This is a genomic window from Cytobacillus sp. Bac17 (genome assembly GCF_024519925.1).
In the GTDB taxonomy this organism is placed as follows: Bacteria; Bacillota; Bacilli; order Bacillales; family Cytobacillaceae; genus Cytobacillus; species Cytobacillus pseudoceanisediminis.
In genome coordinates this window covers 13,382-29,010 of the sequence record NZ_JALJRC010000047.1, presented here as the reverse complement: position 1 = coordinate 29,010, position 15,629 = coordinate 13,382, and the positions used below count along the sequence as shown (strand labels likewise).

General features: G+C 41.1%; 15 protein-coding genes and 4 pseudogenes. 5 read left to right on the top strand and 14 right to left on the bottom strand.

From position 1 onward, the window contains the following. Nucleotides 1-301: 301 nt before the first annotated feature. Nucleotides 302-979, bottom strand: a complete 678-nt coding sequence (yeiL, locus tag NR125_RS27395; RefSeq protein ID WP_009332416.1) for a transcriptional regulator YeiL — start codon at nt 977-979, stop codon at nt 302-304. Nucleotides 980-1,058: 79 nt separating this feature from the next. On the opposite strand from yeiL, the gene NR125_RS27390 reads away from it, so the two are divergent. Continuing rightward, entirely contained in the window at nt 1,059-2,237 is a 1,179-nt protein-coding gene (locus NR125_RS27390) for an MFS transporter (RefSeq protein WP_009332417.1), read from the top strand. 79 nt (nt 2,238-2,316) lie between these two features. Here NR125_RS27390 and NR125_RS27385 read toward each other — a convergent pair whose 3' ends face one another. From NR125_RS27385 to NR125_RS27360, 6 genes are all read right to left on the bottom strand, one after another. Next, nucleotides 2,317-3,486, bottom strand: coding sequence for an FtsW/RodA/SpoVE family cell cycle protein (locus NR125_RS27385; protein ID WP_009332418.1), 1,170 nt, complete (start codon nt 3,484-3,486; stop codon nt 2,317-2,319). A 13-nt stretch (nt 3,487-3,499) separates the two neighbouring features. Continuing rightward, complete coding sequence (locus NR125_RS27380; RefSeq protein ID WP_256816555.1) at nt 3,500-4,465, bottom strand: LCP family protein; 966 nt, start codon at nt 4,463-4,465, stop codon at nt 3,500-3,502. A 31-nt stretch (nt 4,466-4,496) separates the two neighbouring features. Beyond that, entirely contained in the window at nt 4,497-5,132 is a 636-nt protein-coding gene (locus NR125_RS27375; protein WP_034296348.1) for a helix-turn-helix domain-containing protein, read from the bottom strand. Nucleotides 5,133-5,234: 102 nt separating this feature from the next. Beyond that, complete coding sequence (locus NR125_RS27370) at nt 5,235-5,387, bottom strand: hypothetical protein (RefSeq protein ID WP_009332421.1); 153 nt, start codon at nt 5,385-5,387, stop codon at nt 5,235-5,237. A 70-nt stretch (nt 5,388-5,457) separates the two neighbouring features. Then, nucleotides 5,458-5,892 carry a GNAT family N-acetyltransferase gene (locus tag NR125_RS27365; protein WP_009332422.1) on the bottom strand — a complete coding sequence of 145 codons (435 nt, stop codon included), beginning with the start codon at nt 5,890-5,892 and terminating at the stop codon, nt 5,458-5,460. A gap of 384 nt (nt 5,893-6,276) precedes the next feature. Beyond that, nucleotides 6,277-7,662 (bottom strand): amino acid permease, encoded by a 1,386-nt coding sequence (locus NR125_RS27360; protein WP_009332423.1) that lies wholly within the window; start codon nt 7,660-7,662, stop codon nt 6,277-6,279. 471 nt (nt 7,663-8,133) lie between these two features. Between NR125_RS27360 and NR125_RS27355 the strand changes: the two genes are divergently transcribed. Further along, entirely contained in the window at nt 8,134-8,604 is a 471-nt protein-coding gene (locus tag NR125_RS27355; protein ID WP_009332424.1) for an SRPBCC family protein, read from the top strand. A gap of 61 nt (nt 8,605-8,665) precedes the next feature. On the opposite strand, the gene NR125_RS27350 is transcribed toward NR125_RS27355, so the two are convergent. Further along, nucleotides 8,666-9,628 carry a helix-turn-helix transcriptional regulator gene (locus tag NR125_RS27350; protein WP_009332425.1) on the bottom strand — a complete coding sequence of 321 codons (963 nt, stop codon included), beginning with the start codon at nt 9,626-9,628 and terminating at the stop codon, nt 8,666-8,668. 110 nt (nt 9,629-9,738) lie between these two features. Between NR125_RS27350 and NR125_RS27345 the strand changes: the two are divergent. Further along, nucleotides 9,739-10,217: pseudogene (locus NR125_RS27345) on the top strand (GyrI-like domain-containing protein). Between the two features lie 21 nt (nt 10,218-10,238). Continuing rightward, entirely contained in the window at nt 10,239-10,703 is a 465-nt protein-coding gene (locus NR125_RS27340) for a hypothetical protein (RefSeq protein WP_009332427.1), read from the top strand. A 220-nt stretch (nt 10,704-10,923) separates the two neighbouring features. Here the strand turns inward: NR125_RS27340 and NR125_RS27335 are convergent, their stop codons facing one another. The 4 genes and pseudogenes from NR125_RS27335 to NR125_RS27320 all read right to left on the bottom strand — a co-directional run. Beyond that, nucleotides 10,924-11,307 (bottom strand): hypothetical protein, encoded by a 384-nt coding sequence (locus NR125_RS27335; RefSeq protein WP_009332428.1) that lies wholly within the window; start codon nt 11,305-11,307, stop codon nt 10,924-10,926. Between the two features lie 289 nt (nt 11,308-11,596). Continuing rightward, a complete protein-coding gene (locus NR125_RS27330; protein WP_009332429.1) occupies nt 11,597-12,031 on the bottom strand; it encodes an SMI1/KNR4 family protein in 435 nt (144 codons plus the stop codon). 3 nt (nt 12,032-12,034) lie between these two features. Beyond that, nucleotides 12,035-12,484: pseudogene (locus tag NR125_RS27325) on the bottom strand (T7SS effector LXG polymorphic toxin); the annotation flags it as partial. A gap of 666 nt (nt 12,485-13,150) precedes the next feature. After that, a pseudogene (locus NR125_RS27320) lies at nt 13,151-13,780 on the bottom strand (T7SS effector LXG polymorphic toxin); the annotation flags it as partial. Between the two features lie 136 nt (nt 13,781-13,916). Between NR125_RS27320 and NR125_RS27315 the strand changes: the two are divergent. Beyond that, nucleotides 13,917-14,042: pseudogene (locus tag NR125_RS27315) on the top strand (DNA/RNA helicase domain-containing protein); the annotation flags it as partial. Nucleotides 14,043-14,297: 255 nt separating this feature from the next. Here the strand turns inward: NR125_RS27315 and NR125_RS27310 are convergent. Together NR125_RS27310 and NR125_RS27305 are read right to left on the bottom strand one after the other, a co-directional pair. Continuing rightward, nucleotides 14,298-14,795 carry an LURP-one-related/scramblase family protein gene (locus NR125_RS27310; protein ID WP_256816554.1) on the bottom strand — a complete coding sequence of 166 codons (498 nt, stop codon included), beginning with the start codon at nt 14,793-14,795 and terminating at the stop codon, nt 14,298-14,300. Between the two features lie 159 nt (nt 14,796-14,954). Then, complete coding sequence (locus NR125_RS27305; protein WP_192908004.1) at nt 14,955-15,575, bottom strand: LysE/ArgO family amino acid transporter; 621 nt, start codon at nt 15,573-15,575, stop codon at nt 14,955-14,957. Nucleotides 15,576-15,629: the final 54 nt, after the last annotated feature.

Genomic DNA, 15,629 nt, shown 5'->3' with positions numbered 1-15,629 from the left:
CTCTCCTGTCCGAAGTTACACCAAGTTCGGACTCTATCTCCCGGTTTTCCGGCTCTCCTGTCCGAAGTTGCGCCCGGTTCGGACTCTATCTCCCGGTTTTTCGCCTCTCCTGTCCGAAGTTACACCAAGTTCGGACTCTCTCTCTCGGTTTTCCGGCTCTCCTGTCCGAAGTTACACCAAGTTCGGACTCTATCTCCCGGTTTTCCGGCTCTCCTGTCCGAAGTTACACCAAGTTCAGACTCTCTCTCTCGGTTTTCCCACTCTCCTGTCCGAAGTTGCGTCTGGTTCAGACTTATTCCTTTTAATGTAAGTCATTTTTCAGCACATCAGCAAGCCGGTGCAGTTCATCTGACCGCCGAATGAGGTATTGCCGCCCTTCCTTCTGCAGGTATCCTTTATCGCAAAACTGTACAAGAACATGCAATAGGTGGCGATAAGATACCCCTAAAAAATCACAGACGGTTACATGTTTTTCCTTATAGACCTCCCCATCAGCGGTTTGCAGAATGAAATCCGCCAGTCGGTTTTCTAGCGGAAAGGAAAGGCTCTGGGAGTACTTTTCAGCCATTTTCGTTGCTTTCATACTTAAAAACTTGGTGAGTTCACGAAGAAAGGTCGTATCTTCAAGGAGCCTGTTGCGGTATTTATGCAAAGGCATCGCAAAACAGATTGTCTTCGTGGAGGCTTGAATCCCCTTTGTATAGTACACTTCATGTAATAGCTCCATTTCGCCGATATAATCGTGGGCATTAATAAAATTGATCAAAGAAACCTTGCCATTTTGATACGTTACATAGATTTTGGCTTTTCCCTTGATAACATAATACAAATAATCCGGCCTCATGCCTTCGCGAATAATCCATTCATCCCGCTTATATTCGCGTACTTCCATAAACTCCTCAATCGGAAAAGAAAATAAATGCGAAATGGAGTACTGCTCCAGGTAATGCTGCCTTTTTTCCTGATTATAAATTTCCATTCTCCACCCCGAAATATGAGATATCTCATATTATTGTACGAATCTTCCTGATATCATGCAAATATCGGAGGGATATTTAATGAATACACAGAGCTGGATGGGCAGACAGTTTTTCAGTTTCTTTATGACCTGGGGTGTTTTTCTGCCCTATTGGACAGGGTGGCTGATCCATATAAAAGGAATGACCGTTTCACAGGCGAGTTTGATCATGAGTCTAGGTTTGGCTGTACGGGGCCTTTCCACACTCTTTGCCTTTCCCTATTTATCAGGAAAATTCAGCAGTAGAACCTTGCTTAACGGGATGGGAATCGGCACACTGATTGCCATTCTCTGCTATATCCCGGCCAATTCTTTTACAAGCCTGCTGGTGGTTACGCTGTTTTTACACTTCTTTTACCCTGCTCTGATGCCAGCATTGGATAGTGCTGCAGGCATTCTTGTACAGAGTAAGCAATTAAGAGATTACGGAAAAAGCCGCTCATGGGGGTCAATTGGATTCGTTGTATCCGGCATGCTCCTGACTTTCTTCACAGGGGCATTTGGGGATGATGCCATATTCTGGGCTCTGCTGCTCGGCATGATCGTATTTCTGTGCCTCGGTTTAATGAATACGCCGGACGTTTTATCGGAAAAACCCAAAAGCGTCCAGACAAAAGGCGCCATAAAGAAATTATTCAGCATCCAGCACTTCGGCCTGGTGCTCGTCATAGTCATTTTACTGCAGGCAGCACATGCTTCTTATTACAACTATGGCTATATTTATTTGCAGGAAATTCAGGCTCCCCAATATTTAATCGGCCTGATCATTAACATTGCCGTGATTGCAGAAATCCTATTCTTTTTCATTGCCGACCGGACTTTCCGCAAATTTTCAATCGGCTCTTTACTGGCATTGGCAGCATTGGGCTCAACCGCACGCTGGATACTCGTATTTGCTTTTCCGCATGTGATTATGTTTACGGTTGCCCAAACACTTCATGCCTTTTCATTTGCCATGGCACACTATGCCTTTATGAAATACTTAATCAAATACGTTCCCCATGAACAGGTGCCGATTACACAAGGAATATACTCTGCACTCGCTCTTAGCTGGAGCACAGCCATCTTCACGATTTTTGGCGGGTATTTATATGAAATGGAACCAAGATACGCGTTTATCGGGATGGTGGTTTGCACGATACCAGCATTGATCCTGGCGGTTATTTATAGGAAACTTGTTCATGCGAAGGAAATTACTGAAGGGAGTTTGGCAGGTTAGCGGAGCATGCCCTTTTCGGGAATGCTCTTTTTCAGTGTTATCCAAGTAAAAAACAGCAAGCTCAAAAGAAGCTTGCCGTCTATTTTGCTTCGAACATATATTTCCGGTACGGCTTTCGTATCGATAATAGGATACCCATGAATATCATATTGGACAGCAATGAGCTTCCCCCATATGACAATAAGGGCAGTGAAATCCCTTTGACTGGCATGACCCCGATTGTCATCCCGATGTTTTGGAAGATTTGCAGGGTATACATCGCTATCGCCCCCGAGCAAATATACAAACCAAAGGGCGATTCCGCATGATCGCCGATTACAGCCATCCGGTACAATAGGACGAAGAATAAACTGAGAACAACAGCAGCAGCTATAAACCCGCCTTCTTCCGCAATGGTGGCAAAGATGAAATCTGTATGCTTTTCAGGAATATAGACTGTTCCGCCGCCAAATCCATTTCCCTTTAATTCCCCGCTTCCCACCGCCAGTATGGCTTTATTCGTCTGATATGCATGATCTGCATATTCACTTGGCGAAAGCCATCCCAGGATTCTCTCCTGCTGGTGGGGCTTTAATAACGGAAGCAGCTGATCATAGAAGACGGATGGATACTGAAAGTAGACATACATGAGGATGGCTGTGCCTGCCGCCGGAAAAAAGCACGCGGCTGCTAGAATCTTCTTTTGAATGCCGGACAGAAAGAGGACGGTGGCGCTGCCGGCCAAGTAAAGAACAACCATGCCGGTATCAGGCTGCTGATAGACAAAGATGGATGGAATGATTGTCGCCAGAAGGATTTTGCCAATCAGCAGGAGGTCAGTCCAAACCGTCCTCACCTGGTAAAGCAAATTGTGTTTGTAAGCTAATCTGGATGTTAACAGAAGCAAAGCGATTTTAAAAAACTCAGATGGCTGTATAGAGCCAAGCAGGGGGAGGCTATACCATCTTTTCGCCCCTAAAATAGACGGCGCCACTGCAGGAGGCATAAGCGGCAAAAGAACGATGGACGCAAAACAAACAAGATAGAGGGGCCATGCAATTCTCTCCAGCTGGTCTGCATCCAGATAAGCAACAGCCATCAGCAGGACGAACCCAATCATATAGCTGACTCCCTGCTTAAGCGCAAAGTTCTGGTCTCCGTACTGACCGGTCCCCTGGCTGCTGTAAATAAAAAGGATACTCATGATGCTAAATGTACAAATAATGAACAAGACCGATTTATCCAGCCGTTTCAAATATGTATTTCCCATGTTGAAGTTCTCCTCAATCTCTTTGCCCGCTGGATGCGTCTATCCCTGATTTCCTGGAGTCCCCCTCCAAAAAGGATCGGATTGCCTCTTTATTTGTCTCAAAATCAATATCCAGTGCCAGCCCTACCCCCTCATACCTTACATCTGTATAAGAATTCTGGATGGGAATGGTCAGTGTTTCCACCTTATCAGGCCTGTGCATAGCGACGTCCTTCATGATAGCGAGAAGTTCTGCGCCTTGAAGATTCGTCTGAATATAGGGCTGAGCAGTTCCTATCAGCTTCGGCAGCTTTATCACACCACTAACACTTAAAAACTCGTCCTTTAGTGCATTGATGACCTGCTGCTGGCGCCTTACCCGTCCGAAATCGGCCTCTGCATCCTTGCGAAAACGGGCATATCCCAATAATTCCTTCCCGTTCAGCCTTTGCAATCCGGGCTCAAGGGACACGCCGATATTAGCTGACATCTTTTTTTCAACATCCATTTCAATGCCATCAGGGGCAAGAGCATCCACCATTTTCTCGAAGCCTGTAAAATCGATCAGGGCGTAATACTCAATATCCAAGTCAAAGTCATCTTTCAAGGTTTCCCGCAGCAATTCCGGTCCGCCCAGATAAAAGGCAGTGTTAATTTTGTAGTTCTTATATCCGGGAATTTCTGTGTAAATATCCCGCATGATCGAGATGACCTTGGCTGTCCCTTCCTTCGGATCGTATTGGGCGACCATGATGGAGTCAGTGCGGGATTTTCCCTCATCCGGCCGTGCATCGACTCCCAATAGAAGTACATTGATTTTATCGTCGAGGCTTTTCTCCCCATGGAACTCATATTCCTGCTGTTCAACCGGTTCTGCCATGCTTATTCCCGCCTGGTATTGATAGACAAAGTATCCGATCACAGCCGCACTCACTGCCAGCAATGCTGCAGTCAGTTTAAGCACTCTGCTTTTTCTTTTATAGCGATTTTGTCTGCTCATTTTTTCTCCCATCCTACTTATTTTCCGCAATTTATTTTTTCAGCGACAGTCCATTCATCACCCAATTGATGACCAGTGCATCGTCTATATAACCGACCGGAAAGACATAATCCGGGATACAGTCAACGGCCGTGATAAAATAGAGGAGTGCCCCGCCCATCATAGCAAGCTCCAGCTTATTCCCGCTCCGCATAGAGAATTTCCCGTACATGTCCTTTAAATAATGAATAAAGGGACCGATGCTCCCCACTTTCTCCACCTTCTCCTCAAACTTGGACTGAATGGTTTTGGCCCCTTCCTTGGTTTGAGAGAACTGCTGGTATTTTTCAAGTTCCTGCTTCACATCTTCCAGCCGAAACTCTTTATCTACTAAACTTGTGGATTCAAGAACAGCCTGAATATAGCCAATCGACTCATTCAGTTCCGTCTGCTTTGGATCTATAGGGTACCCTGCGCTCTCATAAAACCGGGAGATTGATACTCCAAAATAATCCGCAAACCGCTCCAAATGCTCGGGGGTCGCTTTTCGTTTTCCATTAATAATTTTTGATATGACCGCCGTATCGACTCCAGTCATCTGACTGAATTTCCTCATGGATAAAGACCGCTCCTTCAGTAAGCTCTTAAGCAGCTGGCCTATTTCATTGCTTTTATCTGCCATACTCATTTTCCTTTCCAACATGTTCAGCTTCTATCAATATACAAATAGTGTTGACATTTTGTCAACACTACTTTCTTTAACCTATTAAAGGCCGACTTTTCTATTTGCTTAATAAATATCAGCTATCTTTGATTGAATAGATTCTGGCAATAGCTGAAAGAATAGTCCTTGATACTTAATATCGAGCAGTCCAGCAATTAACAAGCCGACCGAAATGATCAATACCATCCATTTTTTCTTTTTTTTAAACTCCCCTGTCAATTGATTCACCTCCATGAAAATAACGGCAAGCCATGAATTAATAAAAGCCCCTCAGAAGGAGCTCTTTTGATTAATACGTTATCTTATAAACGATTTCCCCATCAATTATCCGGCCATCGGCTTCAAAGCCCAATTTTTCATACAACCCCTTCGCCAGATTGTTTTCTGGCTCAAAGCTTAAATATATCACCTTATGCTCTTGATCCTGTTTAATCCGCTCGATCAGCTTCTCCATGGCCTCTTTTCCATACCCTTTTGACTGGTGCTTCGCGTCAATCATCAGGCGGTATATCCAATATTCCTTATCGTCAGAATCTATGCAATACATCGTAAAGCCCACTAACACATCATCCTGATAGATCGCTAAACAAATACACTCCGGAAATGCCTTTGCCTGTGCAAGCGAAAACACATTCGGCGCTACAAACGATTTCTGCTCTTCTGCTACACGCAAATCAATTACATCGAAAAAATTATGCCGGTCTATTTCTTTGAATTCGATCATGTGATCCCCCTGAAATAAATTTTCTCCGTTACCTGTGTGCCTCCCCGGATGTTTGTGGGGGAGAAACCTGAAATTTGGCTTTCTGAATTCAGAATTCCACAGATCCAAATGAAAATCCTTCAATGTGAACACCTTTAGGATATTGCGGGATAAGAGTTCTTATTTTAGAGGGAGGCACTGCCTTCCATTAGACACATAGATTATCCGCGAGCGCCAATAGGAGCAGATAAAAAAGACCACCTTAAGAGACATTTAGTCTATCAAGGTGGTAATAATTATAATGCTTTTATCAATTTATCTGCAGAATTGCAGGTTGAATCATCTTTGGTTTAATGTTCTTTCAATGAGCATATCAGCTCAATATGCTGAAGGAATTCTTCTCTATTAAGCTGCTTCTTTATCTTCTCCAGAATCTCGTGGTACACGCTTTCCTATTCCAAAAGCGAAATAACTTAAAGTTACAATTCCCAGAAAAACAATACCTGCGATCAGCGAGATCCGGGTATCATCATTCAGCCACATTCCCACTAATACCATCAATAAAAATGCGATGGTTACATAATTGGTCACAGGAGCAAAAGGCATTTTGAATGGATGCTTGTCCATTTCAGCTCCTTTTGCTTTTCTAAACTTAATTTGGCTGATTAAGATGACAAACCATGGAACCATACCTGGAAGAACACTTGCACTGTATACATAGACAAATAAATTTTCTGGTGCAATATAGCTTAAAACAACACCAACCGCTAAACCAATCAGTACACCCATAGTACCGACAATCGGTACACCTTGAGAAGATATTTTCGTAAAGAATTTAGGTGCCTGCCCATTTACTCCTAACGTATAAAGCATACGACCTGCACTATAAATACCGCTGTTGCAGCCGGACATCGCCGCTGTAATAACAACAAAGTTAATAATTCCTGCAGCCGCAGTAATTCCTACTTTTGCAAAAGTAGCCACAAATGGGCTTCCGACCGATTGAAGCTGATCCCAAGGATATACAGTTACAATCACCAAAATAGCCCCTATATAGAAAATCAAAATCCGCCAAATGATACTTTGAATTGCACTCGTAAGCGTTTTCCTGGGGTCTTTTGCTTCCCCTGCTGTAATTCCAATTAGTTCAACGCCTTGATACGCTCCAATTACAAGGGATAGGGCAAAGAAAAAGCCTGTCCATCCGCCTGTAAAGAATCCGCCATGCTCCCAAAGATTAGAAAAACCAATTGCCTCACCTCCATTGCCAATTCCGAAGAAAATAAGCCCAAAACCGGCAATGATCATTAAGATGATCGTTACAACTTTAATCAAGGAAAACCAAAATTCAAATTCACCAAATGATTTAACGGATATTAAATTCGCGGCTCCCAGCATCACCATGGCAATGATACCCGGTATCCACGCAGGCAAGTCAGGAAACCAGTATTGCATGTAGGCACCGACGGCAATAATTTCAGCCATCCCGACTATTACCCATTGAAACCAGTTGCTCCAGGCAGTCAAATACCCAGCCAATGGATGAATATACTTATAGCCAAATGTGGCAAAGGACCCCGTGTTAGGCTCTAAATACAACATTTCCCCCATGGCACGCATGATGAAGTAGATAAAAATCCCTGCAGTTATATAAGCAAGAAGCACAGACGGTCCTGTCCATTGAATGGTGCTTGCTGATCCCATAAATAAGCCGACACCAATCGTACCACCCAGAGCAATCATCTGAATGTGACGTGATTCTAAGCCTCTCTTCAATTCTTTGTTTGCCACTCCATATCCTCCTTTGTTGAAAATATTGAAATATCAAGAAATATTGGTTAAAAAGATTCTTAATCTTGTACTAAAATACTCATTTATAATAATAAATACCACTAATAATTACAATGGAATATTTTAATAAATGGCTGTATATCAATGTTAACAACAGGAAAGAGTCACAAATAAATACTATAGTAAAATACAAAAATACTTCTGACCTAATCAAAGGAGAGAAGTAATTGCTCCTTTCTATTTATACTTAAAACACCTTGCTTAATAACGCTGCATTTAGGATGAAATAGTGTAAGAAGCCACTTAAACTTATCAAAGACTATTTAACAATTAAATCAGGAGAATCTCACACCGTTTATCGGAAGGATAATGATAAACGATTAGCAAATTAATAATATGGCGGCTGAACAGCTAATGGGCAAGAGGGATTAGTGATATGGTTTTAATCAAATTTAACTTGGAGGGATCGACATGAACCAAAACAACTCAACAAACAAAATGACAACACAAATAGGGGACCGTGAAATTACAGTGACCCGCGTATTTGATGCGCCTGTTGATCTTGTGTTTGATTCTTGGACGAAAGAAGAGCATCTGTCAAAGTGGTGGGGACCTCAAGGTTTTACGTTGACTTCTCAAACATTCGATATGAAACCGGGCGGTACATGGCAGTTTATCATGCACGGTCCTGATGGCGTTGATTTTCCTAATACCAACGTCTTTGTTGAGGTCGTTAAACCCGAGCGAATCGTCTTCAAACATGATGTATTTCCCTATTTTCTCGCCACAGCAGCCTTTGAGGATCTGGATGGCAAAACGAAGCTCACTTATACCACAATTTTTGAAGAAACTGCCGCTGTATTTGAAAAGGTGAAAACATATGCCGCCCCAGGTGCCGAACAGACAATGGAGCGCCTTGAGGAGCATCTGGCTTGTATGTAAAATTAAAGAGCTATTAGGGGCTCTGCAAACCTGGCAAAATGCCGGTTTTAACTAGCTCTGCTTATGGGCAGAATAAGCCTAATCTCTCTTGTAAACCTTTTAAGATTTCTTCCGGCATCTCCCTGACCTTGATATCCCCTCCGAGGAAAAGCAGCCAATTGGTCATTTCGGTCAGTTCTTCTGAATTATTGACATTGATAAAAGTCTTTAGAACGGCTGTCGTTTGGTAAGGATTTGTATAAGAAATGGATACTTTTAAAGGATGGTATTTTTTGAACTGGGCAATCGCCTGTGGACCGAGTTCAAGGACAAGATTGATTACTTCCTCCTGCTTGCTTATTTTTTCTATAATATTTTTTCTGCTTACTCTTTTGTTCACAGGATATGGTTCGACGCTGGTGAGATTGTCCACGGGGAAAATTTGTTTCTTTCCTTCCTTTAAGTCAAAGCCTTCAATCAGCCAGATGCTTTTTTCACGATAAAGGTGCAAGAGATAAATGGGATAAGACCTGATTTCCTTCTCTTCGTTAATGGTAATCAATAAATATCTATCCAAAAGAAGGGTTTGGATGAGTTTCTCCAGCATCGGATGAGGGAGGTCCGACAGTTCAAGCAGGTCGGGATTATTGGGGTTGGTCCCTTCAAACAGCAGGATTTGATTTAATAGAACAATGTCTTCCTGCTGGGCTTCTGAGATGAGGCCGATTAATTTTTCAGCTAAAGACTGACGGCTCTTTAGATAAGGGAGCTGAAGGTTTCTTGTAGCCATAAAGGCAATAAACAGTGCTTTGATTTCATTATCAGTAAAGCGGACAGTGGGCAGGACAGAATTGTTCATGACAAAATAACCCCCATCCCTGCCAACTTCAGCGACAAGCGGCATCCCCATGGCTTCAATTTCCCGAATATCTCTAATAGCCGTTGAACGGGAGATGTTAAATTCCCGCATGATTTCAGAAATAGTAAAGTGGGCGCGGTTATTGATATACCGCATCATCACATTAATCCGTTCAACTTTTTTCATGGGGACCTCCTAAACAGTATCATTTTTTGACATGATTTAAAGTTATTATAAACTCATCAAGTGAAAAGATAAATCATTTGATCAATTTTTAGAGAAGGAAGGTTTTGATTATGGCAGATTATACTCTGGAAGAAAAAGAAGGCTTTACGGTTTTAGGCATCGGAACTGAACTGAAGAGCGATTACACAGACTATGCCGGCATCAATAAGGAAAAGGCGGATTTTTGGCAGGCAGTTAAACAGGATGGCAGGCTTGATAAATTAAAAGCTATTGCCGCAAATGATTACATTTTTACCGTGAACGAAGCGGTGAATAACAAGATGATGCATTATGCGGGTTCATGACAGAGGAGTCGCTCCCAGAAGCATCCAGACTGATCCAATTCCCTAAAGGAGAATACATCGTTGTTAAAGGGGAAGCCGAGACAGCTGAAATGTTGAGCAATATGCTTACCGGCATGGCCTTTGGTCAAGTCTTGCCGGAAGCAACAAATGTTGCCTATGTTGGCGGGCCCAATGCAGCGGTTGAAATGGGCCAGCGAAATGGCTTAGTATTTGGTGAAATGTGGATTCCTGTTGTTAGGAAATAGGAAATAAAAGGCGGGATGAAAATGTCCTATATTGTTGATTTCAAAAATGTGTCTGCAGCTGGTCTAGAGTCTTCACCGGCAGCGGAAGCCCTTGCTGGTTTGCGTGCAAATGAGGCCCGTTACTTCATGACTAAATATAAGCATGAATTTACCGTTGTACCTGCCAGCGAAAGCCAGGAAACCCTTGATTATGTAAACCATATCTTGAAAAAAGAACGGGATATAGAGTTTGCAGCCAAACCTTTAGAAACTTCCCAATTTCAAGTCGAAAATATTAAATGGACCTACGTCTTTTATGAGGATGGCCTTAGTGTCAACGTCATGTATACGGTTGATGACCCCAAGAAACGTGCTGTTGGTTTTAAACTTTCTGAGGGAATGGAAATACCAAAGGAATTAGAAGGGAAGTTTAAGTTTGCCAGGCGGAAGTCTAAATTGGCGGGGGTTATTCGGGGGTCGTTTTTTGTAATTAGAGGGGAGTATTAGGGTTAGAAATAAATTCCTCTCTAAAGTAAAAACTATCAATGATACACACTAATACATGTATGCATTCACAAACAGCACCTCTCCATCCTATTAGGGGGGTGCTGTTGTATTTATCCATAAATCTCTTAAAGGAAAAAACCTTGAAAGGCATCAAGGTTTTAATACCAATGAATTATCGTGTTTAAAAACACACTGATACCAAATAGCTTATCAATTATTATTATGGTGTCTTAAAAAAATCGATACTGATTCTGTCAACTCTCATCTCAACATTTTTCTCTTTGAATTCAGGATAATCAGAAAAATATTCATCTTCGTCAGTAAAAACTATACCTGCGTCAATTTTATCCTCATGTAACAAACCTCTTATATAATATTCATAGCCCAAACCAATACGTTCAATTTCTTTCTTCTCTCCCTGGATTTCACGAATCATTAACTCATCTAAAATAGTAAACCCTATTGATACAGGATAACTTTTTCCTACTTCAATTTTATAAGGACAAATAAAAGCAAATCCTGTAAATTCAAAGCCCTCGATTTCAATGGTCACTTCTTCTTCAATTTGTTGATCTAGCCTTTTAACAAGAGCTGTATATACCATATTTAAATCCTCTCTTCCTACTCTGCCGGATTAATTACTGGGATATTTTCACCATTAAAATGGAAACCTTGAAAGGCACTTTGCCAATCTAGGTTCGGGGCCGGTGTCTGAAAGTAAAAGAAGGACAAAAAATATAACACTCTATTAGTGATTTAATTACAAATGTTTAGAGCGTTAAAAACCTTGAGAGGCTAAAGCCAATCAAGGTTTAATAATTGTACATATTTTTTAGATTTATCTAAACCTTGAACTATTTCTTAAAAGAAACTCGTTATTTTAGCTATTTTTATTATTCCATATCAATATAATATTTGTCGTCGTCCATTACTTTCCTTAAAAATTCTTCTAAAGAATCAGCTATTTTTATCTCGTCGTAATAAATAGAATTATTTTTTTCTTCACTCAAGTCAATTAGTAACAATGCACTTTCATTTGCTTCAAAAAAAATTAATTTACCCTCTTCCAGTTCTTCATATACTTCTATATCGGGATAAAATTCAAAATCATTAACTTTTAATCTGGCATCTCTTATAGAAGCGGGTCCCATAATCCGATTAATATTATATTCAGATCTTCTAAGAAAACCATAACCAACTTCTATAAGGAATTCTCTTAAATCATAAGGGAATTTTAATCCCAAGGTTGATTCAACTTCTTCAATTTCTTTTTCACTTACATGGAAAAACTGATTACCAACTTGATTTTTAATAAAATCAAATCTCATAAGTTACTTTCCTCCTTTAAATAATTCATTGGCTGGCGAGCCGGTACCATGGATGCCTGATTGATGTTCATTCGGAAACTTTGCAGGATGTATATTCCACCATTCATGTTCTCCTTGGAAACTATTCTCAATTATATGATGAGCATCGTATTTATCTCCTTTTCTTCGAACTGGTTCACCGGTCTTCTCTGAAATAACGGCTTCAGCATAAGTAGGCCATTTTTGATCAGTGTTTATCTCCCACTCCTCAATCAGCTTATCTTTAACTTTATTAAATGCTCGTCGATGTTTTCTTGTTTCGGTAGGTGATAACTTGTTATATTCTCTATTTCTTAACGCTTCCTTCAACTTCTCTATTTGGCTTTTAGGTAACTCTCTTCCTGTTCGTCCTTCTACATCTCTAATATATTTTTTTATTAAATCAGAATCTATTTTATTACCCGTGCCCTTAACTCCAAACACATTATCAGTCACCGTCTTAATCTTCGTCAACGGATCATTAATAACATTATAAGGCACAGGTCCCCCGGTCAGTCCAATACCTGCCATGGCCGGTGTCTGATCCGGCGTGTAAATAGAAAGTGCTTTCTCTCCTTTACCAGCTTGGCCAACTGTCTTAGCAATGGTTCCAGCTTCCCCAATCCCCTTATCCCCAAGAATGCCAATTCCCAGGGAAGTCAGGCCATAGGTAAAGAAGGCTGTCCGGCTCTTGGCATCCCCATTTACGACATCCCGCTCCCAGGCGCTGGTGACAGCGGACCATATGTATTTTGGCATATCGAGGGCCTGGCGTACTTTTCCTATGGGGTCATTAAAAATGCCTAAATAAAATTCCTGGTGCTTCCTTTGGTTTTCAAGAAGCTGGTCACGGTTAAACAACAATTCATTGCCCAAAAACAGCGGACTGAACGGCCCCATGATGGTCCGTCCCAGCTCATAGGTTGACTTCAGTCCTTCCCATGAATCTTCTACAGCTTTGGATGCACCCTCGATGACTCCTTCAGCCATATCTTGAAGAATACTTTCCTCGCTTTCTGGATTGGGATTCGATATTTCCTCATGGAAATCCTTCCAGGAAAGAGTTTTTGGCTGATAATGGGTTAGAGATAAGTTGCCGCTTTGGAATATGACCGCCATTTTTTGGAGGTACTGGTTCATGAGGGATAAATCATGCAGGAGAGGGTCCAGTGCAGCCGTTTTCCGATGGTCAAAATCCTCCAATTTTTGAACTGTTTCGCGGCTTGAATCCTCGGCGTGCTTTGATGCCTGGATAAAATGGCCATCCTCCAGCCGCGGAAGCGCAACAATATCGCTTACGGACTTCATGATGTTATTCGCTTCCTGTGTCAGCTCAGCAGTAATCTGCAGAGTGGTTCTCAGCCCCTGTTTGAGTTCATGCTCCAGAAATTCCTGGCGGATAAAGCCTGAAGGGGAGGGTTCAAGACTACTCAATGAACCTATGAAACTCTTTAAATAGGATCGATACTCCTCAATCCAGGATTCAAGGAATTGCAAGAATGGCTGGTGGCATTCCTGATAAAAAGCGCGTATGGCCTGGCCGCCCTGTCCTTTGAACGCATCTTCAAGAGACACCAGCTCCTGGATGGACAACTGAACTTGATTTACCTGCTCCTTAAGAATCGATAATTGATTGCTGGTTTCACGGATTCCTGCAAGCAAGGAATCTACTTCAAGAATTTTCAACAGAATCAGCTCCGTCTTATAAATTCCATTTTCTTCTATTTCCATCTTAAAGGACTCTGGTATTTAGTTGAATAGGAATTTTGGCATGAAATAGTGTAAAAAGTTCCTTTAGAATTGTTTAAATATGCTGTGTCATCATTGATTCCGACTTAACAAATGAGAGTGGCAAGGTAATCCACATGCCAAGACAGATCAATCTTTAAGTGGCATTAAAACTCTAGCAAAAATGGACTCTGAGAAAGCGCAAGCAGTAGCTGATCAAATTATACGCAATACGTACCGGACTCTTATGACCAGAGGACAAAAATTTGTACTGACCCTTAGTTGAATGCTTACATTGAAGAACGGTTGCAGCGAACAAGAACTAATAATGATCTTTCTCCTGGAAGAGTATTGAAAGTGGCTGAGGATCGGGAGGTTTATTAGAAAGAGAAATAAAAAAGTAGGAAAAGTGCCTTTTCCCTTTATAACATCTGGGTTGGGCACTTTTTTATTGTTATTTCTTGTGTATGGTTCACCGGACTTTTTTTAATTCTTCTGCCTTTTATTATTTATTCCCACATTATGGTGTCGCCGCAGAAGAAGCAGCTGCCTGGTCGGCCCTCACACAATCAATTGCAACAACGAGTGCAACCATGATGGCTTCCATCTCTTCATCTAAAATTTGAACCTTGTAGCTGTCGCCCCAAGTAAACCACTCCTTGCTCACTTTCCCTGCAACTTCGCCATGCTGTAATACCTGAAAATCCATATCCCACCAATTACCTTGTACTTCAATGCCTGCCGAATCAATCGTATAGCGTGCTTTAAAGAAGGATAACTCCTTCTTAATCGTCAGCACCTCTCGACCATTTACCTCAACAAAAAATTTCGGTAAAAAGCTGAACACCTTTTTCGTAATGAGGGCTATTTCATCTCTTTCTGTATTCATAATGGAGAATGTTTTTGGAATTTGCATAAAACTTCCCTCTACATAATATACATCGTTCTCCTGCTCATCCTTTACTGTAAATTTGCCACTAAGACTAAACACCTTCTGCTTTATATAAAGTTGCCTCACTTTATGACCCCCTTTTTATATAGCATATTACAAATTAGTATAATCTTGTTCTAACTGTTATGAAACATCAAGGAAGACCACCATGTAACTAATCGGATTTAAAAGCTGCTTATAATACGGTTCACTTTGCATTTATGGTAAAGCTTCCTAAAGTTCATGCTAACTTAATAATGAGTACAGTTGATATCCCATATAAATAGCCATAGCCCATATAATAAGAGCGGAAACTTGATTCATATATTTTAAGAACTTACCATTTTTATCAAATTGACCAATTTTCCTTCCAGAAATCGCTAAGAAAAAGAACCAGATCCAGGAAATCATTATACAAGCCACGGTAAACACCCATTTCTCATATCCTGTATAAGCCAATGAACTAGTTCCTATAACTCCAATAGTATCCATAATAGCATGAGGATTAAGTAATGAGACAGAAGCGGCAAAAGTAACCTGACGACGTGCAGAAAAACGGTTTTGTTCTTGATTAGCGTTTATTTCGGGTGTGTTTTTCCACATAATCCAACCCATATAAACTAAGAAAAGGAATCCCACAAAAAATAACAAAACCTTTAACCATTCAAAACTAAAAACAATAATGGATACCCCGGCAACAGCCAAATAAATCAGTATTGTATCACAAACCCCTGCTGTAATAATTGCAGGTAAAGCATAGGTGAATTTGTTGTGTGTCGCTCCTTGATTAAATACAAATACATTTTGAACTCCTAAAGGTAAGATTAATCCAAATGCCAATATCATCCCATGAAATAATGGTTCCATTTTGATTCCCCCTATTCTTATCTAGAATAGCTAAGGACGAGTCATATGTCTCCA